Here is a 22,973-nt window from a genome sequence, read left to right on the forward strand (position 1 = left end):
TCAGGTATGAGAGAACTTACAAAAGCGGAGGAGCAGGTAATGCTCATTTTATGGGAAATGAAAGAAGGTTTAGTTAAAGAGGTGATTGACAAGATGTTGCCGCCAAAGCCCGCTTACAACACAGTTTCGACAGTTATACGTGTCTTAGAGGGAAAAGGATTTATTGATCATAAGGCCATTGGCAATACCCACGTCTATTTCCCGCTGATTACGGAAGAGCAGTATAAACACTTTGCATTTGATAAAGTGATGAACAATTATTTTGAAAACTCCTATCAGAGCTTGGTTTCTTTCCTGGTACAGGAGAAAAACATGGACATGGAGGAGCTGGACGAGCTAATAAAACTGGCTGAAAAACTTAAAAACAAGAAGTGATGAACTGGTTGTATTATTTATTGGAAGCCAATTTGTATTTGGCAGTCTTCTATGGCTTTTACTTGCTGCTGCTACAGCGGGAGACCTTCTATCAATTGAACAGGTATTACCTGGTGATTACATCAGTACTGGCTTTTTTATTACCTTTGTTACAAATAGGGTATCTGCACAGCTTAGTTAATCCTGTTGTACATCAGGATCAGGTTAGTATTATATACACCGGTGAAATGCTGCCGGTTACTGTGCCTGTACCCACGCTAACGACCGGAGACATCCTTTTCTTTTCCTACCTGCTTATTGCAGGATTTTTACTGATCCGGCTGCTCGGCAGTTTTTACCGAATTATTAGGATGGCTGCTAAAGCAAACAAAATCCGAAAAGATAATGTGGTTTATATACATTTTAAGGATTCAGATGTTGCTTTCTCTTTTTTTAATTTCCTGTTTATCAACCCTGAAACAGAAAAGCAACATATTATTGTTCAACACGAACTGGTCCATATCCAGCAAAAGCATAGCATTGATATCCTCTTTTTTGAAATGCTGCTCATTTTAAACTGGTTTAATCCAATATGTTGGTTCATGAAGAAGGACATTAAGATTATCCATGAATATATCGCCGATGAGTCGACCATCAACCGGGGTTTAGCAAAACACGACTATGCCATGTTCCTTATTCACAATTCATTTGGGTCATTCCCCAATCCTCTTGCAAGTCAAATGTTCAATAAATCCATATTAAAAAAAAGAATCAATATGTTAAACAAAACCAAATCGGCAGGACGGGCCAGGCTCCGGCTCCTGTACGTTTTCCCAATTATGGGTGGAATGCTTTGCACTTCAACCCTGGCGTTTACAAAAGACTATGCCGTTATCGACCTTTATTCAAAGAAGGCAGAAATGGAGACAACAGCTGTAAATCAGGAGCGTAAACAAGTGCCAACACAGGAGATAAAACAGGATAAGAAAAAGGTCTATCCAATCGAAAGTATGAATGACGGCTCAGTAAATGGTACACGGCCGGTTAAACTGGTAGTTATTAATGGAAAAGTTTCAACCGCGAGAAATTTCGTTTCTGTTCAAGACTATGATGAGGTAAAAGAGCTTAGCAGCGCTGAGGGCACAGCAAAATATGGAAAGCGCGCATCAAAGGGAGCTTTAGAATTTACTGGAAAAAACGCGAAGATTTCCATTAAATTTCCGCCGCCTATTGTGAAAGTGGTTAAATTTCCGCCCCCTATCCCTCCCAAGAATGCGCGCAAGTTGCCAACCCCAGGTAAGCCACCATTAGCTCCTAAGTTGGAAACCGTTAAATTTCCTCCGCCAATAGTTAAACCAATAGAGAAAATAGAAGACCATCCCGACGTTAAAGGTAATGACTTCCAGTCGATCACTGATATTGGCCCACATCCACTCTACATCAACAATGGACAAATTACCGTAGTAAATCCTGGGGAAGGTAAATCAGTAACTTTCAAAGCAAAATCGGTTAAAGTAACCCCAAAAAATAATACAGCTGCAATTGCGAAGTACGGGGATTCTGCAAGAGATGGTGTTTTTGAACTTGAGGGCGGTGAATTTTTCACTAAAGACGCCACCACTAAAAAACTACCTCCACCACCAACAATAGAGCCAGATCCAAGAAAACAGAATTAATTATATTACTACTGCGGAATGTAGACGACATATTTAGTCTCAAAAAACTCTTCTTTAAAGTAAGCTGACAGCGGATATAGTTCCGCTTTCAGTCGTGATTCAGCAATCTCTTCCGCCAAGTCTCCCCCTTTTAAATATAGGATCCCGTTTGGTATTGCATTTTTCGAATCCTTGTTAAACTTGCCCTTAATCCAAGGATAAAAGTCAATCAGCCTTGTAACTGCTCTTGAAACAATAAAATCGTATTTCTCAGCAACTTGTTCTGCCCTAAGGTGACTTGCTTTTACATTCTTTAACTCCAATGCTTCAGCAACTTCCTTCACCACTTTAATCTTTTTCCCAATGGAATCCACCAAATGAAAATTGGTTTGGGGGAATAAAATTGCTAGCGGAATACCAGGAAATCCGCCACCTGTGCCTACGTCAAGGATGCTTTCACCGGGTTTGAATGTGCAAAACTTGGCTATTCCAAGAGAATGTAAAATGTGGCGCTCATACAATTCATCAATATCTTTTCTGGAAATTACATTGATTTGAGCATTCCAGAAGCTATACAATTCATATAATTGGTCAAACTGACTAATTTGGAGATCAGATAAATCTTTAAAATATTCCTGAATTATTGTCGACTTTATTTCCACTGTACTTTTTTAACAAATATAGACACTAGTGCATTAAACACTAAAAAAATGAATAAGAGAATATCTAGCAAAGGAAACCACCAGCGTAAACCACTGTAACTTAACTTTTTTAGAAGCTTAGGATATATAAATGCCCTGATTATGATACTTATCAACAAGACACCAAACGCCAGGTATCTGGCCGGATCAAAAAACAGCAATGCGATAAAAAACAGGTAAAATAAGAATTGAACAGCGATTTGAAAAGACAAGATCACTTTGTGTTTACGTTTATATAGCTTACCTGCGCCGAAATGACGTTTCTTTTGTTTTAAATAGGCTCCAAAAGAGGTATTTGGGTTAGTCCACACATGGGTATCAGGGTGTACTTGTATCTCCGTGTTCTGCTTGTGGGCATGGGCATTGACAAAAAGATCATCATCGCCAGAAGGGATGTGCATATGCGCTGCAAATCCCTTATTTTTAAAAAAGAGGGATTTTTTATAGGCCATATTTCTGCCTACTCCCATGTATGGCATTCCTTTAAGCGCAAATGAAAGATAATTGACTGCCGTAAAGAAAGTTTCATATCTGATTAAGGCATTTAGAATTCCTTTTCTTTTTAAATATGGAGAATATCCTAAAAGAATCTCTGTATTTTCATCCTCGGGCTGTTGCATGCCAAGCAACCATTGTGATGAATTTGGTGCACAATCTGCATCAGTAAAAACCAGCCAGTCATGAGTGGCAGCCTTTATGCCCATGGTAACAGCAAACTTCTTACCCGCAATAAACTTCTGTCCGTCAGCAATGTTTACGATTTTTAGCTGTTTATATTCCCTGGCAAAAGCTTCTAATAGTTCATCCGTTCCATCCCAAGATCTGTCATTAACTACAATAACTTCATAATCAGGATAATTCTGAGTTAAGATCAGGGGAAGGTATTCTGTTAGATTTGCGGCTTCGTTTCTGGCGCAGATGATTACACTCAGCGGTTTTCGGGCTTCGCTTGAAACTGGCAACACAGCTAAGTTTGCAAGCTTAAGATGAATAAAAAGACTATAATACACCTGCATCAGGAAGCAAAAACCCAATCCAGCCAACAGGCTTATTTCAATTAACGTTAACTCCACGATGATTTTTAAACTAGCCGCCAAATTTCCGATTTTTAATCTGCAATCGGGTCTCTTTGTTGATAAAAAATTTAGAGCTTAAATAGCTGGTTTTTTGCTACTTTTGGCAGATTTTAGTGGAACCCGATATATGAATTTTAGTTTAGAGGCAAAAGATATACATTCGAAAGCCAGAGCCGGTACTGTAACAACAGACCATGGAGAGATACAAACTCCTATCTTTATGCCAGTTGGCACAGCAGGAACAGTGAAAGCCGTTCATCAGCGCGAGCTTAAAGAGGATATCGACGCAAAGATCATACTTGGGAATACCTATCATCTTTACCTCAGACCAGGACTGCCAATTATAGAACAGGCAGGTGGTTTGCATAAATTTATAGGTTGGGATCGGCCAATTCTTACGGATAGCGGTGGTTATCAAGTATATTCACTAAGTAAGGTTAGAAAAATAAAAGAAGAAGGGGTTACTTTTAGATCTCATATTGATGGTTCTAAACACCTTTTCACTCCTGAATACGCAATGGATATTCAGCGCACTATAGGCGCCGACATCATTATGGCCTTTGATGAATGCACTCCCTATCCATGCGACTATAATTACGCCGCCGCGTCTATTAACATGACGCACAGGTGGTTAAAACGTTGCTGTTCCAGATTTGATTCTACAGTACCTAAATACGGCTTTAACCAAACGCTTTTTCCAATTGTACAAGGATCCGTATATAAAGACCTTCGGGTTAAGTCGGCCGAATTTATCGCATCAATGGGTCGCGAAGGCAATGCGATTGGCGGGCTATCCGTGGGTGAGCCTGCAGAAGAGATGTACGGTATGACAGAAATTGTATGCAACATACTTCCTGAGGAGAAGCCGCGTTATCTTATGGGTGTTGGCACTCCTATTAATATTCTGGAAAACATCGCCCTGGGTGTAGACATGTTTGATTGTGTAATGCCAACCAGAAATGCAAGAAATGGCATGCTTTTTACTAAAAATGGCATCATCAATATCGGGAACAAAAAATGGGAGAATGATTTTAGCCCGATTGATGAAGATAGCGACTTATACGCAGATAAAGTGTATTCAAAAGCTTATTTAAGGCACCTGATGCACTCAAAAGAGATGCTTGGAGCACAAATTGCAACGCTTCACAATTTACACTTTTACCTCTGGCTGGTTAAAGAGGCAAGAAAAAAGATCATCAGCGGAGAATTCTATGCCTGGAAAAACAAGATGGTAACTATATTAGGCAATAAATTGTAAATGAGCTTTTTAAAAGACAGGGTAAAAATCATCGACTGGTATATCATCAGTAAGTATCTGGGTACATTTTTGTACACCCTAACCCTGTTCATTATTATCATTATCATCTTTGACCTTTCCGAAAAGCTTGATGATTTCTTGACCGCAAACCTAACTTTCTGGCAGGTACTTAGTCTTTATTACGCTGGTTCCATCCCCTTCTACGTTAACATGTTGTCGCCCCTCATCAATTTTATTGCTGTTATTTTTTTCACAGCGAAGATGGCAGACCAGACGGAAATCGTACCTATTTTAAGTGGGGGTGTTAGTTTTAACAGATTTCTTCAGCCCTATTTTATATCAGCCTTTATCATTTTCGCATTTAATCTCGCCTCAAATCTTTACATACTTCCGTATACAAACCGCTTAAAAAACAGCTTTGAGAACACCTATGTAAAGAAAAATGATCCATCTACCAAGATCAATATCCACATGAGGTTAGACGAAAATACCTATATCTACATGGATAATTACGACAACAAGACCAAGATAGGTACTAAATTCAACCTGGATAACTTTAAGGGAGATGTGATGACAAAGAAAGTTGTTGCAGAAAAGATCTCTTACGACTCTGTTAAACGGGTTTGGAAGCTGGATAATTACTCCACCAGATACATTAATGGATTAAAGGAGAAACTGGTATCAGGACCCTATGGATCTGTCAAAGATACAGTATTGGATATGAGACCGGATGATTTTTCGGCCTACGATAATATTTTTGAGAACCTCAGTAACAAAGAATTATCAGAAAAAATACGAAAAGAGAAAATCAGAGGCACGGGCGTTGAAAACGACTTGCTATTTGAACGGTATAAGCGATGGTTAAGCCCGCTTTCAGCATTTGTACTCACCTTAATAGGTGTTGCACTATCATCTAGAAAAGTACGCGGAGGAGTGGGCCTACCACTAGGTATTGGCATCCTGCTTAGCTTCGGATATATTGTTTTAGGCCAATTTGCAAAAATGTTTTCCTTAAAAGGCGGTATATCTCCGCTATTCTCTGTATTAGCACCAACTATCATCTTCGGACTACTGGGCTATTACCTGCTTAGAAAGGCTCCAAAGTAATGGGGAAGTCTACATTAACGAAAGATTTGCTCATATTGCATTTTACGGTATTTATATGGGGTTTTACGGGGATTCTTGGCAACCTGATATCCATCACTGCAGTACAACTGGTTTGGTATCGGGTTATGATTGCCAGCGTATCCTTGTTCATATACTTCATCGCCTCACGCACGAGCCTTAAGGTAACCAGAAAACAGTTTTTTCAGTTCTTTTTTACCGGAAGTATCGTGGCCATACATTGGATTTTATTCTTTCATGCCATCAAGGTTTCTACCGTTTCAGTTACGCTGGTTTGCCTTTCCTCTTTCACTTTGTTCACTGCGTTACTTGAACCTTTAATAAAAAAACAGGCTATTTTAGTTCCTGATGTAGTGATAGGATTAGTCATTATCCTTGGGATTTATTTGATATTTAAATTCGAGTCTCAATATACTGAAGGCATAATATTGGGTCTTTCGTCTGCCGTAGCTTCAAGTCTTTTTTCGACTATCAATTCCACTTTTGTACAAAAAAGCGATCCAAAAATCATCGGATTTTATGAACTCACCGGGGCATTTTTCTGGGTAAGCATTTACCGTTTGGTCACCGGAGATCTCTTAAAAGAAGGGTTTAATTTGAGTAGCTCGGACTGGGCTTATCTGATTATTCTGGGCACCATTTGTACCGCACTTGCTTACGTTGCAGGGGTAACTGTGATGCGGAGTTTATCTGCTTTTAGGGTAGCGCTGATCACCAATTTAGAACCAGTTTATGGCATCCTTTTAGCCTTCCTTTTCTTTGGAACAAGGGAGACTATGTCGCTTGGCTTTTACAGTGGCGCGGCACTAATTATCGGCTCAGTCTTTCTATACCCAATCTACAAAAAGCACAAAAATTTGCAGTAATTATCATATCCTCCTACCTAGGTAGGGGAGCTAAATACCTAGCAAATCGGACAGGTTATTAGATCTAATTTTCCCGCAAATCCGTATACATTTCGGTGTGTTAATTGAATCATACAAGGATAATTTCTTTTGTTATATTAGAGGAATTAGTGTACATTAAACCTGTATTCGAGCCGAGTAAATTTACATTAACACTTGGCGAACATTACGGATTTTTGGCGTTAATTAACACCCTATATACCACAATAATTCAACCTTTATTGATTACCTTATAATCAAGATATTCAGATTATTACAAGTTATTAAATAAAGCATAGATTAATTAAAAAGACAAATTAAATTCAACAAAAAACTAATAAATTTAGCAAACAGATATATAGCGCATGAAAATATCAAATAAATTACTAATTATCAGAATATTAAACATATTAATATTAAGCTATATATCACCTAATGCTTCTGCCCAAATTTTTAACAGTGAACAGAACCCACTTAGTGTAAAGTGGCGACAAATTAACGCCTCTGGTTTCAAGATCATCTATCCGCAAGAGTTAGAGAAAGAAGCCCAACGTATGGCAAACACTTTGATTTATATTTACCCTCATGTTGGCGCCAGTTTAGGCAGAACAAAAACCCAGATCCCGATAGTGCTTCAAAATCGTGGAGTTATTGCAAATGGTTTTGTTCAACTTGCCCCAAAAAAGTCAGAATTTTTTACCACTCCCCCACAGCAATTTGACAGTCAGGATTGGCTAAATAATCTTGCTGTTCATGAGCTGAGGCACGTGGCACAATTCGATAAACTGACAGGAGGCAAGGCTCACCCTTTTCCTGAAGATGTATACTTCGCCTGGTTCGGTGTGAGTATCCCACTTTGGGCTTTTGAAGGTGATGCGGTTACCATTGAAACGGCGCTAACAAAAGCAGGCAGAGGCAAGCAACCATCATGGATTATGCCCTACCGAACAAACCTTCTGGAAGGGGAAAAATTCTCCTACAGCAAAGTCAACTTTGGTTCTCAAAAAGACATCACACCAGGTTATTATCAGCTTGGGTATCTCATGACTTCAAATATGAAAACAGAATTTGGAAAAGGCATAATAGATAGCATCCTTGGCGACATTAGAAAACGACCGGTTCGACTTTATCCCTTTTCCAACAGCGTCAAAAAATTTACAGGAATCGGGACAAAAAAATGGTTTAACAAAACAACCAAATTGCTTACCGATTCTTGGGGCAGCCAGAATGAGGAAACCAAATCTGAGGACTACACCTCGCTCAACAAAACTTCCAAGTATGCAACAAATTATTTTATGCCTGTCAGACTTCCGGACGGGAGGATTCTTGCGTTAAAACAAAGCAAAGCAGAAACAGCTTACTTCGTTACAATCGACAACCAGAAGAATGAATCCAGGCTATTTGGAATCGCATACCAGGAACAGCCATGGTTCAGCTTTTCGAGCAACAAGATTGCCTGGGATGAGATAAGATATGACCCGCGATATCGGCAAAGAAGCTACAGCGTAATTTGTACTTACGATTTTGACAAGAAAAAAGTTAACACCATCACCCATAAAAGCAGGATCTTCTCCCCTTCCCTATCCCCGGATGGAAAAAAGATCGTAGCTGTTATGATTGATCTTAGCAATAAATCAAACCTGGTAGTCCTGGATGCAAAAACCGGCAAACTATTGCAATCTATAAATAATCCTCAAAATTTGATACTGCAAAGTCCTTCGTTCGACAAGACAGGAAAGCTAATCACTTACCTGGGTGTTAGTGAGCAAGGTAAAGCACTTTGGATAACCGATGGGGGTTCAAGAAACGAGAAATTGCTTGGTGAGTCGCAGCAGCAGCTTGGCAGACCAACATTTACATCGCGAGGCATCGCTTTTAACGCGCATTACAGCGGGATAGACAACATCTATGAGCTCGACACTGCTTCAAATAAAATGAGCGCTCTGAGCGCCGCAAAATACGGCGCATTTAATCCCTCCATTTTGGATAGCACCATGCTGTTTAACAATTATCAGGTGGACGGTTATAAAATCGCTCAAGCTGCTACCTATTCGAAGGAGATAGCGAGCAACCATTTTGTCAATTTTAATGACACAACGCGTAGCCAGGAAAATAGTCCAGATGTATTTACCAATGTCCCTAATATCAGCTACAATTCTAAACCTTACCATTCACTCGGGAATCTTTTCAACGTTCATAGTATCATCCCTACCATCGAAAACGAATATCGAGGCGGACTACAATTAGTATCAAATAACCTGTTAAATACGTTCGACTATTTTGCGGGAGTAGATTACCTACGCGACCTAAACAGAGTAGAATACAATACTGGCTTTACTTTTAAAGCCCTCTATCCAATTTTGACCACCACATTTAGAAATCGCCCCCGAAGAACTTTCTACACGCAGAATAAGGTGACAAAACAGGGTGACTGGAGAGAAAACAACGTGCAGTTACAAGCCTCGGTTCCTTTAAGTTTTAATTCTCTAAATGATTACTATAATTTCTCAGTGAATGCGGTTACAAGCTATACACAGCGCTATATGGCAGAAAATCTTCCATCCACATTTATCAAAACATTAAATTTCCCTATGCAGTATAGTATGGCGTTTAGCCATACCAAAAGACAGGCTGATCGTGATATTGCTCCAAAATGGGCGCAGGTGGTTCGGCTAACTTACCTTCATCAACCTTTCGACAATAAACTTATTGGCGGTCTTTTTGCAGCAGAGGGTTATTTATATTTCCCAGGTCTTGCTAAGAACCACTCCTTTCTGGCCAATTTTAACTGGCAGAATTCCTGGGGCGTTCGAAGGTTTGATCAGGAGATCAACACAGTATATGGATACAACAATATTTTAGCTAAGAGCAAATTAAAAAACACCCTTCTTTTCAACTATCGCTTTCCAATTGCCTTCCCTGATGCAGAATTGGGTCCTATAGCCTATATCAAGAATCTAAGGGCAAGCCTGTTTTGTCACTATGAAAACATAGGCACAGAAACAAATTTAGCAGAACCTAAAACATATGGCTTCGAATTGCGTAGTAATATGAACCTGTTGCGTTATCAGCCTGACGTTGAGTTAGGAGGCAGGTGTGTTTTCGTAAATAAAGCATATAACCAAAACCCAATATTTGAATTAATACTTAATTACACGTTTTAAACGATAAACAAATGTCAGCAAAAACCATTTCTATTATTGCAATAACAGCAATCATCATTATATTTTTAATGCTCAACACCGACGCCGTAGAATTTAACTTTATTTTTGTTAAAGCAGAGGTTTCTAAATTGGTGATTGTGGGTGTATGCAGCTTTTTAGGCTTCATCATTGGCTATTGGGCAGCGAAACCTAAAACTACCGTTAGTAGTTATGACAACAACGGTCCGCAAGATTACCCTGCAGACCGCCAAAATAAAAGTCGTAATGAGGAACTTAGCGATGAAGATCGCGATTACATTAGCTAAGTGCTTGGTTAATATCGGCAAGAATATCGTCGATATGCTCCAATCCTATAGACAGCCTTATTGTTCCTTGCTCAATCCCAACTTCCAAACGCTGTTCTTCAGTTAACTTTGAGTGGGTACTAGTTGCTGGATGGGTTGCTATAGATCTTGTATCGCCCAAGTTCGCAGATATGGAGAACATCTTTAATTTATCCATGAACTTGCCTGCAGCTTCAACACCACCATGGATAACCATTGTTACAATACCTCCACCCTGTTTCATTTGCTTTTTAGCAATTTCATATTGAGGATGTGATTGTAAAAAAGGATACATAACACGTTTCACGCTTTGTTGAGCTTCTAAAAACGTCGCTACTTTCAAAGCATTTTCACAATGTCTGTCCATTCTTACAGCCAGTGTTTCTAGGCTTTTGGAAAGTAACCAGGCATTGAATGGCGACATTGCGGGCCCGCTGTGTCTGGCGAAACCTTCAATTTCTTTGATCAACTTATTAGAACCAAGAATGATCCCTCCAAGAGTACGGCCCTGCCCGTCAATGAATTTGGTAGCAGAATGTATGGAAATATCTGCGCCTAATTTAATCGGCTGTTGAAGGTATGGTGTTGCAAAACAGTTGTCTACCACCACCATTATTCCATGCTTTTTAGCAAGGCTACACAACCACTCCAAGTCAATAATATCTATTCCGGGATTGGAAGGTGTTTCCACAAAGATAATTTTTGTATTAGGCTGAATTCCATCTTCCCATTGACCTGGTTTATCTAAATCAGCATAAGTATAACTAATACCCCACTTAGGAAAAATATTGTTTAGAAGCTGATGTGTAGAACCAAATACAGAACGTGAAGAAAGTACATGATCGCCAGATTGCAAAAAAGCTGCGAAAGTAGTAAATATGGCAGCCATCCCGCTAGCGGTTGCCCATCCATTCTCAGCACCCTCTAAAATTGCCATTTTGTTAATTAGCTCGTCCGTATTTGGATTTGCATAGCGACTATATACATTACCTTCCTTTTCGTTAGCAAATAAAGCCCGCATTTCTTCTGCATCGTCAAACTTGTAGCTCGAGGTTAGATAAAGCGGAACGGAATGTTCCTTAAATTGGGTTCTTTCAGTTTGAAGGCGAATGGCCAGAGTTTCAAAATTATCTTCTTGCATGTTTATCTACTGATATTTGGATAGTCGTTATCGTTGTGGAAACCTATGCAGGTTGTTCCTGATGTATTTCGTAAGTGAAGTTCAAAGTAGCAGAACGGCCCAAAATATTGGACACAGAACAGTACTTATCAAAAGTAAGCGCAAGTGCCCGCTCTACTTTTTGCAAATTTAAATCGCCGTATAAATTAAAGTGAATATCTATAACATCAAAAATGGGCGGCATTTCCTCATCTTTTCTGGTCGCTTTTATCGCAATTCGGATATCATTCAGCGGTTCTTTTTGCTTTGTCAGTACATTTACCATATCTATCCCACTGCATCCTCCCAGCCCTATAAGCAACATCTCCATTGGTCTGAAACCCTTACCTTCGCCTCCAATCGCTTCTTTCGCATCTAGCTCCACTTTAAAGCCACCTGAGTTTTCTGCTTCGAAATTGAATTTACCGCTTTTTCGTACTAAATTTATTTCCATGTTTAAATGATCATTAATGTCCAAATGCTAATGCGTTAAGGCCTTAAACATTATAAAATACCAAATTGCCATTTTCTAGTGAAGGCAATTTTACCGGGTTTTCAAATATGGCAAAAACTGAAGAACCACTACCACTCATCAATGCAAAAATTGCCCCGGCATGATAAAGTGCCTCCTTTACAGTTGCAATTTTTGGGTATTTACGAAACACCGAGGGTTCGAAATCGTTAAAAATATGATTCTTCCAGTCTTGCAGGGGCAAATGTATTAATTCTTCAAGTGAAGTTGAAGGAACTATTGGTTTAATTCCAGCATAGGCGTCAGCTGTAGAAACATGAATATTTGGTTTGACAAGAACAAAGTAATAATCTGAAAGGTTCAACTCCAATTTATTAAACTGATCGCCTTTGCCATAGGCAAAAACAGGCTTATTATTGATAAAAAAAGCACAATCTGCACCTAAAGGCCTTACATAATCTTCCATCCGCCCAGCTGTTAGTCCCAGCTTATACTTATCATTTAGCAGTTTTACCAAAAAAGCAGCATCAGCAGATCCACCACCGAGTCCGGCGCCAACAGGGATGTTTTTAAGTAGCGTGATCTTCTGCGGTGGAATTTCAAAGTCTTTAGCAACGGCGTTATAGGCCTTTAGGCATAAATTATCAGCTGCATTGCCTGGCACCTCAATACCCATAATTGCGCAGTGAGTATAAACTGCATCTGTGATCTCAACTACATCGTTGATTTTAATCGGATAAAATACAGTTTCCAAATTGTGAAAGCCATCAGCTCTCTTTTCTGTAACAAATAATCCGAGATTTATTTTAGCATTTGCAAACGCAAGCATGTAATGGCAATTATTGAAAGACAAACTTACAAAAAACGATACATTTCATTGAAGACTTCTTACAGTCGTACTGCTGATGGCAGATAGCCAAATGTAATTAAGTCATCAAATTCTTTAACTGGCTTGGTATTACCAGCATCGATTAATATAGACCTGGTTGATATATCTAGCACATTTCGGTAATCGTGATCTGTAATAATAATTCCTTTATTAGCAGAGTATCTTTTAATAGTGTCTTTTATTACGTCAATATATATCGGTGCTATGCCATTAAATGGTTCGTCAAAGAGCAAATACTTAGATCCAGAGTTTAGCAGCATCATAATTTCCAATATCCGTAACTCCCCTCCAGAAAGCTGACTGCTTTTCTTGTTCAATAAAGGCTGAAGGAAATCATCTTCGACCATCCTGGCAGTTCCTTTCTTATCGCAAAAGCAGGATATCAGCGTCTTGGCTTTTAAATAATTTGGTAAAAAGTGATCCTGAGGTAAGTATCCAATTAATCCCTTATTTTTATATAACGTATCAGCAGGTTGTCCTTCTATGGTTACATATTTATAATCTGCTGGCACTGAACCGAAAATAATCTTCAACAGTGTAGATTTGCCCGAACCATTTCTGCCCAGCAAACCAACAATCTCACCTGGAAGGCATTGTAAATAAACATCGTTTAAAATCTGTCGCCCATTAAAGTGTTTCCTAACACTATCAACATGTAACCCCTTCATAGTAGACAAAGGATCAGACCGCCAAGAAAGCTAAATAAAACTGTTCCTGACCAAAGCAATAGTTTCCCAAGCCCCAAATTATAATAAAAGTAATACTCGTTTGGGTTCTTCAAATCGTAAGTAAAATAATGAAACGCTGGTGTTAAAAAAATAAAAGAAATTCCGCAGCCTTTAAACGCTTCAGTGTAGCCAAATACAAGTACAGAAAGCATCGTAGATACAATTAAAGAAGGAATAACCAGCTTTTGGTAAAACAACCAAAAGCCATTTAATAAACGCATGGCAATTAATTTGATCACAATATATAATTTAAAACCTATTTTAGTATCTAAATTATACTGAGCAATGAACCTATTTGTTAAATCTCTTGCCGCGCTAACGTTTAGTTTTAGTTTGATAACTGCTTGCACTGTTTATGGCAATGAAATCCAAAAGGTGGAGATTAAAAAAACGGCTACAGGCTATTCTTTCCTCATCAATGGCAGTCAATACTTTGTCAAGGGTGCGGGTGGAACTTCAAATCTAGAAGAATTAAAGGCTGCCGGTGGCAACTCAATCAGAACATGGAGTGCCGACAATGCTGATTTGGTGTTAACTAAAGCAGCCCAATTGGGATTAACAGTGACAATGGGATTAAATGTTGCCCGCGAACGTCATGGATTTAACTATGACGACGAGGTTGCGGTAAAAAAACAATTGGACCAATTACGCAAGCAGGTTGCACAATTCAAAAATTATCCGGCACTATTGGCCTGGGGGATTGGAAATGAACTAAACCTGGATTACAAAAATCCAAAGGTTTGGAATGCGGTTAATGACATCGCGAAAATGATTCACGAGGTAGATCCTAATCATCCTGCAACAACGATGCTGGCCGGCATCAACCAGAGTGAAATTGATCATCTTAAACAGAGATGTCCTGATCTTGACTTTATTTCTGTACAGGTTTATGGTGGATTGGCTGAAGTTCCTGGCCAACTTAAAGCCAAAGGTTGGAACGGCCCTTATTTGGTAACTGAATGGGGACCAACTGGTCACTGGGAATGCCCAAAAACTTCATGGGGTGCGCCAATCGAAGAAACCAGCACTGAAAAAGCAATGGTTTATAAAAGCCGATATGAGGCTTCTATTTTGAAAGACAAAAATTGCCTTGGCTGTTATGTTTTCCTATGGGGACAAAAACAAGAGCGAACACCAACCTGGTATGGGCTTTTTACCGAGAAAGGTGAAACATCAGCAGTTGTGGACGTAATGCACTATGAATGGAGCGGAAAGTGGCCGGAGAATAGAGCTCCAAATATCACCTCACTTACAATTGATGGTAAAAAGGCTAAAAATTCCATTTACCTGAATCCGGAAGAAAAATATTTAGTGGCCATTGCTGTCTCGGATCCCGACAATGATAAATTGACTGTTAGATGGGAATTATTGCCCGAAGCAACAGATTTAGGTCAGGGTGGAGATCGCGAAAGTCGGCCTGCAGAAATACCAAACATGGTAAATGCAACATCGCTAACAAACGCCCTGCTAAATGTGCCCACTAAATTAGGTCCATATAGATTGTTTGTTTATGTGAGCGATGGAAACAACCATGTTGCAACAGCCAATATTCCATTTATGGTGCATTAGCAAACAGCGTGCTTTTGGATAAAGCACGCTGCTAAATTATTGCATTCTTTGCTTAGCTGTGATGCACCAGATCAGTTCATCAACAAACTTCCGTGCACGCTTATCGGTTCCTTCCTTATCCACCGCATTACCATGCTCATCGTAATTGTTTTGTACTACAGGAACAGGAAACATCGCCGGTACTACCCATGCACCAATTTTCCATAAAGAAAACACCAGAGAAGTCATGACCTGAGTTCCACCAAAAGGTCCGGCAGAAACCGTCGCAAGCGCTATCGGTTTCTTCTGCCAATCTTTATAAAGCAGGTCTATAACATTTTTCAAACTAGCTGGATAGCCTCCATTGTATTCTGGCGTAACCACTATAATCCCATCAGCACTGCTTATTCGCTTTTGAAAATCCAAAATAGCTGCCGAAGGATCAGGCATAAACTGTAGTCGTTCTTCAAATAGCGGAAAATCATACGCAGCTAAATCTACCACATCTATTGTGGCTAGATTATTCTCGGTAACGTAATTTTTAAAATATAAAGCCACTCTGTGGCTGTTTCTGCCCTGACGAACGCTGGCAGAAAGCACTACAATATGCATATATCAATAGGATTTAAATTTAATTGCCTGCAGGATACCACTCACGCAGTCTCACTTCAATATTCTTATTGCCAGTATTAACTAGTGTTTTAAAAATTTTAACATCCTGTCCACGGTAATGATAAGGATAAACAACTTTAGGCTTGAATGCAAGTACACCTGCCGCAGCTCCATTAACGTCCATGGTGTAGGGCAAATTCATACAAACAAAGGCAAAGTCAATATTTTTCAAACCACGCATTTCCGGCGTATCTGCAGTATCTCCGGAAATGTAAACTCTTTTTCCACCGATGGTTAAAATATAGCCGTTTCCTCTCCCCTTAGTATGATAACTCGCATTTTCAGCGCCAGGAAGGTTATACATTGGAATAGCAGTGATCGTTACTGAAGCAAATTTAGTAACACCTCCGTTAGCTAGGACTACAACATTCTTTTTATCGATTGAAACAGGCAGCTTATCTAACACAGCCTGAGGAACAATCAGTGTTGTTTTGGTAGTATTAACGGCTTCCAGTGTAGCAGGATCAAAATGATCGCCATGGATATCAGTAATTAAAATCAAATCAGGCGAAGCGAGTCCTTTGAATGCTTCCGCGCCGCCAGTAGGATCTACATACATAGTTTTCTTTTGATAAGTTAAAACCAGTGTAGCGTGCGTAATTGGATGAATTGACAGTTCACCACCTTTTACTTTCTCAAGATCAGGGGCAATTCTCTGTGCATCGCTAGTCAATATTCCGGTAGAGAACAGTAAAATAAGTGCAAGCTTAAGTTTCATAATAGATTAATTTTTTAGCATTTAAAAGTACCCTTATTAACGCGTATTTGCAATGATTGTTTGATGTAGGGTCATTGTCACAAGAACATAATAATAATTTATAATTGGAATGATTGTTCCATTATCATTATACATTTGTGGAACGATTATTCCAATAAACAAAAATAATACAATAACAATGAAAAAGTTAGAAAATAAAGTAGCAGTAGTAACAGGAGCATCTAAAGGAATAGGTGCAGGTATAGCAAAAAAAATGGCTTCTTCGGGAGCTTCTGTAGTAGTTAACTATTCTTCATCTAAAACTGATGCAGATAAAGTGGTACAAGAAATTATCGACAATGGCGGTAAAGCAATCGCTATACAAGGCAATGTGTCTCAAAAGGATGATGTCACTCGCCTTTTTCAAGAAACCTCTAATGCTTTCGGCGCAGTAGATATCTTGGTTAACAATGCGGGTGTCTATAAATTTGGCGGTATTGAAGAAATCAATGAAGAAGATTTTCACAGCCAGTTTAACACTAATGTTTTGGGCTTGTTGCTAAGTACTCAGGGAGCCTTAAAAAACTTTAATCCCGAAGGTGGAAGCATTATTAATATTGGATCTGTAGTGAGCAGCATCTCACCTGTCGGCAGTTCAATTTACACAGCAACTAAAGGCGCTGTCGACTCGATCACTCATGTATTGTCTAAAGAGCTCGGCCCTAAAAATATAAGGGTAAATTCCATCAATCCAGGTATGGTGGAAACTGAAGGCACTCACACCGCTGGGTTTATTGGCAGTGATTTCGCGGCAGAAGCGGTGCGAACTACTCCACTAGGACGTATTGGTCAGCCAGAAGATATTGCCTTGGTTGCCTTATTCCTTGCTTCAGAAGATTCACGCTGGTTAACTGGCGAAACTTTGCTGGCAGGTGGCGGAGTGCGCTAATTAAAATAACTTAAATAAATTGAATAGCTTTGCTTTAACTAGCAAAGCTATTTGTGTTATGGCAAGAACGAAGGATTTTGATGAAGATGAAGTGCTAAAAAAAGCAGTGGATCTCTTTTGGTTAAAAGGATACAATGCCACGTCTATGCAAGATTTGGTTGATGGTCTGGGAATCAGCCGATCTAGCCTGTACGATACTTATGGTGATAAGCATACGCTTTTCATCAAAGCACTGGAGAGTTATCAAAGCACAAATTCTGGCCGCATTTGCAGTATCATCAATGCGGACAAGCCTGTTAAGGTTGTAATTCAAAGACTGCTTGAAATGATAACTGGCGAATTATTAAGTGATGATTCGCATAAAGGTTGCTTCATGGTCAATGCCGAAGTAGAAGTGGCTCCCCACGACCAGAAAGTCAGCCAACTTATTTGCGAGAATGACCAGCAACTTGAAGATGCCTTTTATTTAATCATTAAAAAAGGCCAGGATAATGGTGAAATCAAAAATACCCAGGATGCACGTGCATTGGCCCGTTTCACTTTCAATACTGTAAAAGGAATTCGCGTAACCGCTAAATCTACGACCGATAAGGCTGTATTTACCGACATCATCAATATGACACTTTCTATACTGGAATAATTTCACATCAACGTATACAAGCACATTCCTTAATATTAACTAAAAGTGAACATCTGTATCAAAAACTTAACATCAGATAACTGCTTTCATTTCTAAATGTTATTATCTTTAAAACCATATGTATTGGTACGAAGAAGAGGTACAACAATTAGAAAAAGCACATTTGATCGATAAGACTGATCCTGGTATCATTTTTTATGGCAGCTCTTCTATAAGATTATGGAATAATCTAAAAGGTGATTTTGCAGAGCGAAAAGTAACCAACCTGGGTTTTGGCGGGTCAACACTGGCTGCTTGTGTATGGTTCTTTAACCGCATCATGGCCGATTACCACCCCCAGGCAATAGTGATTTACGCTGGGGATAACGATCTGGGAGATGGCAGAAACCCAGAAGAGATCTTTATCTTTTTCCAACAGCTGATAACGCTTGTTGAAAAGAAATTCGGAAATCTGCCCTGTTATTTCATATCCTTAAAACCGAGTCAGTCCAGATGGCACATGGCCGATCAATTCAGGTATACCAATAACCTCATAAACAGCGAGATCATTAAAATCAATGATAACTGGACGTTTATCGATGTGTTCAAAAGGATGCTGGATAGAAATGGAAATCCAGATCCAATATTTTATGATCATGATGGACTTCATTTAAGTGAACATGGATATCGGTTATGGACAGAGATCATAAAGGAAAAAATTGCTAAATCATTACCATTAATTAATCCCTAAGTAATATCCCAAGACTATATTTCGGCAAATATTAATCAGATGAACAGGGAATACCACAAGTGGTTCAGCAATAATCTTCAGCGAGACATGGAATTGTTAATATTCGGCCACGGCGGTCGCGCCGTACTGTTCTTCCCTACCAGGATGGCTAGATTTTACGATTACGAGAACTGGGGAATAATCAATTCTCTTAAATCCAAAATCGATAACGGAGAGTTGCAATTGTTTTGTGTAGACAGTATAGACCGGGAGAGCTTCTACAACCATGATGTTTTTCCATCCGTGCGTATAGAAAGGCATCTGCAATACGAACAGTATCTACTTCAGGAGGTTATTCCCTTGATAAAGCAAAAGAATCACTACAATTTCATTCAAACTTCTGGCTGCAGCATGGGTGCCTATCACGCGATAAACCTGGCAATGAAATATCCATGGATATTCAAAAAGGCTGTTGGAATTAGCGGAAGATATGACCTCACTGATACTCCCGGAACATTTCAAGACCTTTTAAGCGGCTTTCATAACGAAAATGTATACTTCAATATGCCCACGCAATACCTCGCAAATCTATCAGACAATAGGGTTCTGGAGGCGGTAAAACAAATGAAAATAATTCTCGCCGTAGGCGAAACAGATCCTTTTCTTAATAATAACCAATACATCAGCGAACTGTTGTGGACCAAAGGCATCAGCAATGAGTTTCACACCTGGCAAAGCGATGCCCACCGCCCCTATTTCTGGCGACAAATGGCACCTCTCTATATTTAATTATTAAAATTATTTGCGTAGCCAAATAACTACACATATATTTGTAGTCAAGTAACTACGTAATGAATTTAAGAAGAGATGTTTTTCAAGCTATCGCCGATCCCACAAGGAGAGCCATATTACTTTTGGTTGCTTCGCAGGCGATGACAGCTGGCGCTATCGCGGCAAATTTTGATACTGCAAGACCAACAGTTTCAAAACATTTGCAAATCCTAACTGAGTGTGAACTATTGAATCAAGAGCAATCCGGAAGGGAGGTTAGCTATCGCCTTAATGCAACAAAAATGAAAGATGTTGCCGACTTTATTGAGCCTTTCCGCAATATGTGGGAAGATCGATTCAATACACTGGAATCCATTATGAAAGACTATAAAAGCAAATAGCATGGAACAAAAGACCAAGATTGCAGCTGAGAATGGTAAACAAGATCTAACCATAACCAGAGAATTTGACTTACCATTGGAGCTTCTATTTAAGGCATATGTAGAACCTGAAATTGTAGCGCAGTGGATGAATACCAAGGTTCTAAAGTTGGAAAGTAAAAAACATGGAGGTTACCAATTCGAGACAACTGATCCAATGGGCAACAAACACGGCTTCAATGGTGTAATACACGAGTTTACAGAGAATCGAAAAATCACACGCACCTTCGAGATGGAAAATACTGATTTCCCTGTTTGGATAGAGTATTTAGAATTTGAAAAGCTGACTGATCAAACCAGCAAACTCACCATGCATGTAGTTCATAAGTCTGCTACTATAAGAGATCAAATCCTAAAACTACCTTTCGCTCAGGGTATCAACTGGGCACATAACAGACTTCAGGAAATATTAAATAACCGAATATGACAAAGGCTAAAAAAATTATTTATTGGATTGCAACGCTTTGGCTAGCACTAGGTATGACATCAACCGGAATTGTGCAAATTATGCACCTGAAAGAAGAAGCAGAAAAAATAATACATCTTGGCTATCCGCTATACTTCCTTAGTTTAATTGGTGTGTGGAAGATTTTGGGCGTAATTGCAATACTAATACCAAAGTTTCCTCTTATAAAAGAATGGGCTTATGCAGGTTTCTTTTTCACGATGACAGGCGCTGCATTTTCTCATATCACCGTGCACAATCCAATAACGGAGATTGCACCTTCGCTCCTACTATTAACCTTAACTTTAGTATCTTGGTATTACCGACCTGTGGATAGAAAGTTAACTTCCATTAATTAATTACAAAATAAACACGATGTATAAAGATTTGATTGATGCATTAAAGAGCCGCTTTGAAGCAAACATGAACAGGCATAAAGGGATGGAATGGACGAAAATACAGACGAAACTAGAAAGAAACCCAGCAAAGCTACGCTCACTTGATGAAATGGAAATCTCAGGTGGTGAACCTGATGTAGTGGATTATGACAGTAAAACTGACGAGTACATTTTTTTCGATTGCGCCGCCGAGAGCCCAAAAGGTCGTCGCAGCCTCTGTTACGATCGCAAGGCCTTGGATTCCAGAAAAGAGCACAAACCCAAAGACAGCGTAATAGATATGGCCGCCAGTATCGGCGCTGAATTATTAGACGAAACCCAATATCGATATCTACAGCAGTTCGGTAAGTTTGATACCAAGACCTCAAGTTGGATAAAAACACCCGAAGAGATTAGAAAACTGGGTGGTGCTATCTTTGCCGACTACCGCTACGGTACCATTTTCGTTTACCACAATGGTGCTGAATCTTATTATGCCGGAAGAGCTTTCCGTACCGCATTGAGAGTGTAATCTTTCTATACTTCAAAATTATATCTAACCAGTATAACGGCATTTGGTATTAATAAAAAGTACTACATTTATAAAAAATCTAATTAGACTCTTATGAAAAAGACGCTCATTTTATCACTTGTTATCACTTGTTTTAGTATAGTATCTTACGCACAAGATAACGGCACCTACCGCATCGCATTACAAAAAATGTTAAAAGCCTCAGGTGCAGAAAACACTTACAAAAGCGTGGTTGGCCAGATGATCACCATGTTTAAACAGCAACAAACTGAAGTACCTGAAGTATTCTGGAATGAATTTCAAGCAGAGGCTGAAAAAAACTCTTTTGACGACATTCTCACTTTACTAGTACCAGTGTATCAAAAGCACCTAACAGAGACAGAATTAAATACCATGGCTGCATTTTATGAGACCCCGGTAGGCAAGAAGTTTGCATTGGTTACGCCAATTCTCACTGTCGAATCCATGCAAGCTGGTCAGCAATGGGGGAAAAATATGGGCGAGACAGTGATTAAAAGACTTCAAGAAAAGGGCTACCTTAAGCAGTAAGCCGTTTAGAATTGGTTAATAGAGAAAATGTTAACGCCAACCATGGCTCCACTTCAATTATCAGAAATACACATCTACCCCATCAAATCTTTGGGTGGTATAAGTCTTACAGAAGCCCACATTGAAGATCGAGGCCTGCAGTACGACAGGCGATGGATGCTTATTGATGAAAACAACACGTTTATAACCCAAAGAAAACACTTTAGCCTCGCATTATTAAAAGTAGAAATTGCTGATTCCATCCTCACCATAACTCACAAAAACAACTCTTCTCAAACCATATCTTTTTCTGTAGATGAAATTACCGGACCTCCAACCAATGTTCACATATGGGATGATACTGCTAGTGGCACTGAGGTGAACAGTGAGGTAAGTGAATGGTTCTCTAATTTTCTCCAAATCAACGTACGATTGATTAAGATGACGGGAGAAGAAAAACGACTGGTCGACCCAAGATATGCTTCAAACCATGAAATAGTTAGCTTTGCCGACGGCTATCCTCATCTTATTGTCGGTCAATCTTCTCTTGACTCCCTAAATGAGAAACTGGAAGTTCCAATTCTTATGGATCGTTTTCGACCTAACTTTGTCTTTAAAGGAGGTTCCCCGCACATTGAAGACAGCTTTAAGGATTTTACTATAGGCAATATCCCATTTTCTGCAGTAAAGCCGTGTGCCAGATGCGTATTAACTACCATAAATCAGCAAACTGGTGCTAAGGGACCAGAACCATTAAAAACTTTAGCCGGTTATCGCACATTCAATAAAAAAGTCTTATTCGGACAAAACTTAATACATCGAGAGCTTGGAACAGTGCATATTGGCGATGAACTAAGGATGAAGCAATGATTCCCGA

The 22,973-nt window shown here is 39.3% G+C and carries 27 protein-coding genes; 18 read left to right on the top strand and 9 right to left on the bottom strand.

Annotated elements, in window-relative coordinates; translation table 11 throughout:
* Positions 1-6: 6 nt before the first annotated feature.
* Together ACXZ1K_RS16270 and ACXZ1K_RS16275 are read left to right on the top strand one after the other, a co-directional pair.
* Positions 7-375, top strand: coding sequence for a BlaI/MecI/CopY family transcriptional regulator (locus tag ACXZ1K_RS16270; protein WP_458970735.1), 369 nt, complete (start codon positions 7-9; stop codon positions 373-375).
* Positions 375-2,030 (top strand): M56 family metallopeptidase, encoded by a 1,656-nt coding sequence (locus ACXZ1K_RS16275; protein WP_458970736.1) that lies wholly within the window; start codon positions 375-377, stop codon positions 2,028-2,030. The genes ACXZ1K_RS16270 and ACXZ1K_RS16275 overlap by 1 nt, the downstream gene beginning before the upstream one ends.
* Before the next feature lie 8 nt (positions 2,031-2,038).
* Here ACXZ1K_RS16275 and rsmG read toward each other — a convergent pair whose 3' ends face one another.
* Positions 2,039-2,671: a 16S rRNA (guanine(527)-N(7))-methyltransferase RsmG gene (gene rsmG / locus ACXZ1K_RS16280; RefSeq protein WP_458970737.1), complete on the bottom strand. Its 633-nt coding sequence runs from the start codon at positions 2,669-2,671 to the stop codon at positions 2,039-2,041.
* Entirely contained in the window at positions 2,662-3,783 is a 1,122-nt protein-coding gene (locus ACXZ1K_RS16285) for a glycosyltransferase (protein WP_458970738.1), read from the bottom strand. The genes rsmG and ACXZ1K_RS16285 overlap by 10 nt, the downstream gene beginning before the upstream one ends.
* 130 nt (positions 3,784-3,913) lie before the next feature.
* Between ACXZ1K_RS16285 and tgt the strand changes: the two genes are divergently transcribed.
* From tgt to ACXZ1K_RS16310, 5 genes are all read left to right on the top strand, one after another.
* A complete protein-coding gene (tgt, locus tag ACXZ1K_RS16290) occupies positions 3,914-5,044 on the top strand; it encodes a tRNA guanosine(34) transglycosylase Tgt (protein WP_458970739.1) in 1,131 nt (376 codons plus the stop codon).
* Positions 5,045-6,151 (top strand): LptF/LptG family permease, encoded by a 1,107-nt coding sequence (locus tag ACXZ1K_RS16295; protein WP_458970740.1) that lies wholly within the window; start codon positions 5,045-5,047, stop codon positions 6,149-6,151. It begins immediately after the preceding gene.
* The gene (locus ACXZ1K_RS16300) at positions 6,151-7,035 is read left to right on the top strand and encodes a DMT family transporter (RefSeq protein WP_458970741.1); all 885 of its coding nucleotides are present in this window, start codon (positions 6,151-6,153) and stop codon (positions 7,033-7,035) included. Before ACXZ1K_RS16295 ends, ACXZ1K_RS16300 begins: the two co-directional genes overlap by 1 nt.
* A gap of 383 nt (positions 7,036-7,418) precedes the next feature.
* On the top strand, positions 7,419-10,217 hold the full coding sequence (locus ACXZ1K_RS16305; RefSeq protein ID WP_458970742.1) for a TolB family protein: 2,799 nt from the start codon (positions 7,419-7,421) through the stop codon (positions 10,215-10,217).
* 11 nt (positions 10,218-10,228) lie between these two features.
* Positions 10,229-10,522 carry a LapA family protein gene (locus tag ACXZ1K_RS16310; RefSeq protein ID WP_458970743.1) on the top strand — a complete coding sequence of 98 codons (294 nt, stop codon included), beginning with the start codon at positions 10,229-10,231 and terminating at the stop codon, positions 10,520-10,522.
* Here ACXZ1K_RS16310 and ACXZ1K_RS16315 read toward each other — a convergent pair.
* From ACXZ1K_RS16315 to ACXZ1K_RS16335, 5 genes are read right to left on the bottom strand one after another with little or no spacing between them, the layout of a single operon-like run.
* Positions 10,515-11,681 (bottom strand): O-succinylhomoserine sulfhydrylase, encoded by a 1,167-nt coding sequence (locus ACXZ1K_RS16315; RefSeq protein ID WP_458970744.1) that lies wholly within the window; start codon positions 11,679-11,681, stop codon positions 10,515-10,517. The genes ACXZ1K_RS16310 and ACXZ1K_RS16315 overlap by 8 nt on opposite strands.
* A 43-nt stretch (positions 11,682-11,724) precedes the next feature.
* Positions 11,725-12,153 carry an OsmC family protein gene (locus tag ACXZ1K_RS16320; RefSeq protein ID WP_458970745.1) on the bottom strand — a complete coding sequence of 143 codons (429 nt, stop codon included), beginning with the start codon at positions 12,151-12,153 and terminating at the stop codon, positions 11,725-11,727.
* A gap of 43 nt (positions 12,154-12,196) precedes the next feature.
* Entirely contained in the window at positions 12,197-13,000 is an 804-nt protein-coding gene (gene ispE / locus ACXZ1K_RS16325; RefSeq protein WP_458970746.1) for a 4-(cytidine 5'-diphospho)-2-C-methyl-D-erythritol kinase, read from the bottom strand.
* A gap of 59 nt (positions 13,001-13,059) precedes the next feature.
* Positions 13,060-13,728: an ATP-binding cassette domain-containing protein gene (locus ACXZ1K_RS16330; protein ID WP_458970747.1), complete on the bottom strand. Its 669-nt coding sequence runs from the start codon at positions 13,726-13,728 to the stop codon at positions 13,060-13,062.
* The gene (locus ACXZ1K_RS16335; RefSeq protein WP_458970748.1) at positions 13,725-14,027 is read right to left on the bottom strand and encodes a hypothetical protein; all 303 of its coding nucleotides are present in this window, start codon (positions 14,025-14,027) and stop codon (positions 13,725-13,727) included. The genes ACXZ1K_RS16330 and ACXZ1K_RS16335 overlap by 4 nt, the downstream gene beginning before the upstream one ends.
* A gap of 46 nt (positions 14,028-14,073) precedes the next feature.
* Here ACXZ1K_RS16335 and ACXZ1K_RS16340 point away from each other — a divergent pair, with 46 nt between their 5' ends.
* The gene (locus ACXZ1K_RS16340; protein WP_458970749.1) at positions 14,074-15,357 is read left to right on the top strand and encodes a glycoside hydrolase family 2 TIM barrel-domain containing protein; all 1,284 of its coding nucleotides are present in this window, start codon (positions 14,074-14,076) and stop codon (positions 15,355-15,357) included.
* 36 nt (positions 15,358-15,393) lie between these two features.
* Here the strand turns inward: ACXZ1K_RS16340 and ACXZ1K_RS16345 are convergent, their stop codons facing one another.
* Both ACXZ1K_RS16345 and ACXZ1K_RS16350 read right to left on the bottom strand, forming a co-directional pair.
* Positions 15,394-15,948 (bottom strand): NADPH-dependent FMN reductase, encoded by a 555-nt coding sequence (locus ACXZ1K_RS16345; RefSeq protein WP_458970750.1) that lies wholly within the window; start codon positions 15,946-15,948, stop codon positions 15,394-15,396.
* A gap of 19 nt (positions 15,949-15,967) precedes the next feature.
* Positions 15,968-16,726, bottom strand: coding sequence for an MBL fold metallo-hydrolase (locus ACXZ1K_RS16350; RefSeq protein WP_458970751.1), 759 nt, complete (start codon positions 16,724-16,726; stop codon positions 15,968-15,970).
* 178 nt (positions 16,727-16,904) lie between these two features.
* On the opposite strand from ACXZ1K_RS16350, the gene ACXZ1K_RS16355 reads away from it, so the two are divergent.
* The 10 genes from ACXZ1K_RS16355 (at position 16,905) to ACXZ1K_RS16400 (ending at position 22,966) form a co-directional block, all read left to right on the top strand.
* Entirely contained in the window at positions 16,905-17,654 is a 750-nt protein-coding gene (locus tag ACXZ1K_RS16355; protein WP_458970752.1) for an SDR family NAD(P)-dependent oxidoreductase, read from the top strand.
* A 58-nt stretch (positions 17,655-17,712) separates the two neighbouring features.
* Positions 17,713-18,294, top strand: a complete 582-nt coding sequence (locus ACXZ1K_RS16360) for a TetR/AcrR family transcriptional regulator (RefSeq protein WP_458970753.1) — start codon at positions 17,713-17,715, stop codon at positions 18,292-18,294.
* A gap of 118 nt (positions 18,295-18,412) precedes the next feature.
* On the top strand, positions 18,413-19,024 hold the full coding sequence (locus tag ACXZ1K_RS16365) for a GDSL-type esterase/lipase family protein (protein ID WP_458970754.1): 612 nt from the start codon (positions 18,413-18,415) through the stop codon (positions 19,022-19,024).
* Between the two features lie 39 nt (positions 19,025-19,063).
* Positions 19,064-19,792 (top strand): esterase family protein, encoded by a 729-nt coding sequence (locus ACXZ1K_RS16370; protein WP_458970755.1) that lies wholly within the window; start codon positions 19,064-19,066, stop codon positions 19,790-19,792.
* Positions 19,793-19,854: 62 nt separating this feature from the next.
* Positions 19,855-20,175, top strand: a complete 321-nt coding sequence (locus ACXZ1K_RS16375; protein WP_458970756.1) for an ArsR/SmtB family transcription factor — start codon at positions 19,855-19,857, stop codon at positions 20,173-20,175.
* Position 20,176: 1 nt separating this feature from the next.
* A complete protein-coding gene (locus tag ACXZ1K_RS16380; protein WP_458970757.1) occupies positions 20,177-20,641 on the top strand; it encodes an SRPBCC family protein in 465 nt (154 codons plus the stop codon).
* Complete coding sequence (locus ACXZ1K_RS16385) at positions 20,638-21,018, top strand: DoxX family protein (RefSeq protein ID WP_458970758.1); 381 nt, start codon at positions 20,638-20,640, stop codon at positions 21,016-21,018. The genes ACXZ1K_RS16380 and ACXZ1K_RS16385 overlap by 4 nt, the downstream gene beginning before the upstream one ends.
* Positions 21,019-21,034: 16 nt before the next feature.
* On the top strand, positions 21,035-21,568 hold the full coding sequence (locus tag ACXZ1K_RS16390; protein ID WP_458970759.1) for a DUF4256 domain-containing protein: 534 nt from the start codon (positions 21,035-21,037) through the stop codon (positions 21,566-21,568).
* A gap of 93 nt (positions 21,569-21,661) precedes the next feature.
* Complete coding sequence (locus tag ACXZ1K_RS16395) at positions 21,662-22,117, top strand: DUF2059 domain-containing protein (RefSeq protein ID WP_458970760.1); 456 nt, start codon at positions 21,662-21,664, stop codon at positions 22,115-22,117.
* A gap of 42 nt (positions 22,118-22,159) precedes the next feature.
* Positions 22,160-22,966 carry an MOSC domain-containing protein gene (locus ACXZ1K_RS16400; protein ID WP_458970761.1) on the top strand — a complete coding sequence of 269 codons (807 nt, stop codon included), beginning with the start codon at positions 22,160-22,162 and terminating at the stop codon, positions 22,964-22,966.
* The last annotated feature ends 7 nt before the right edge of the window (positions 22,967-22,973 follow it).

The sequence above is a fragment of the Pedobacter jaeyakensis genome (assembly GCF_054461315.1).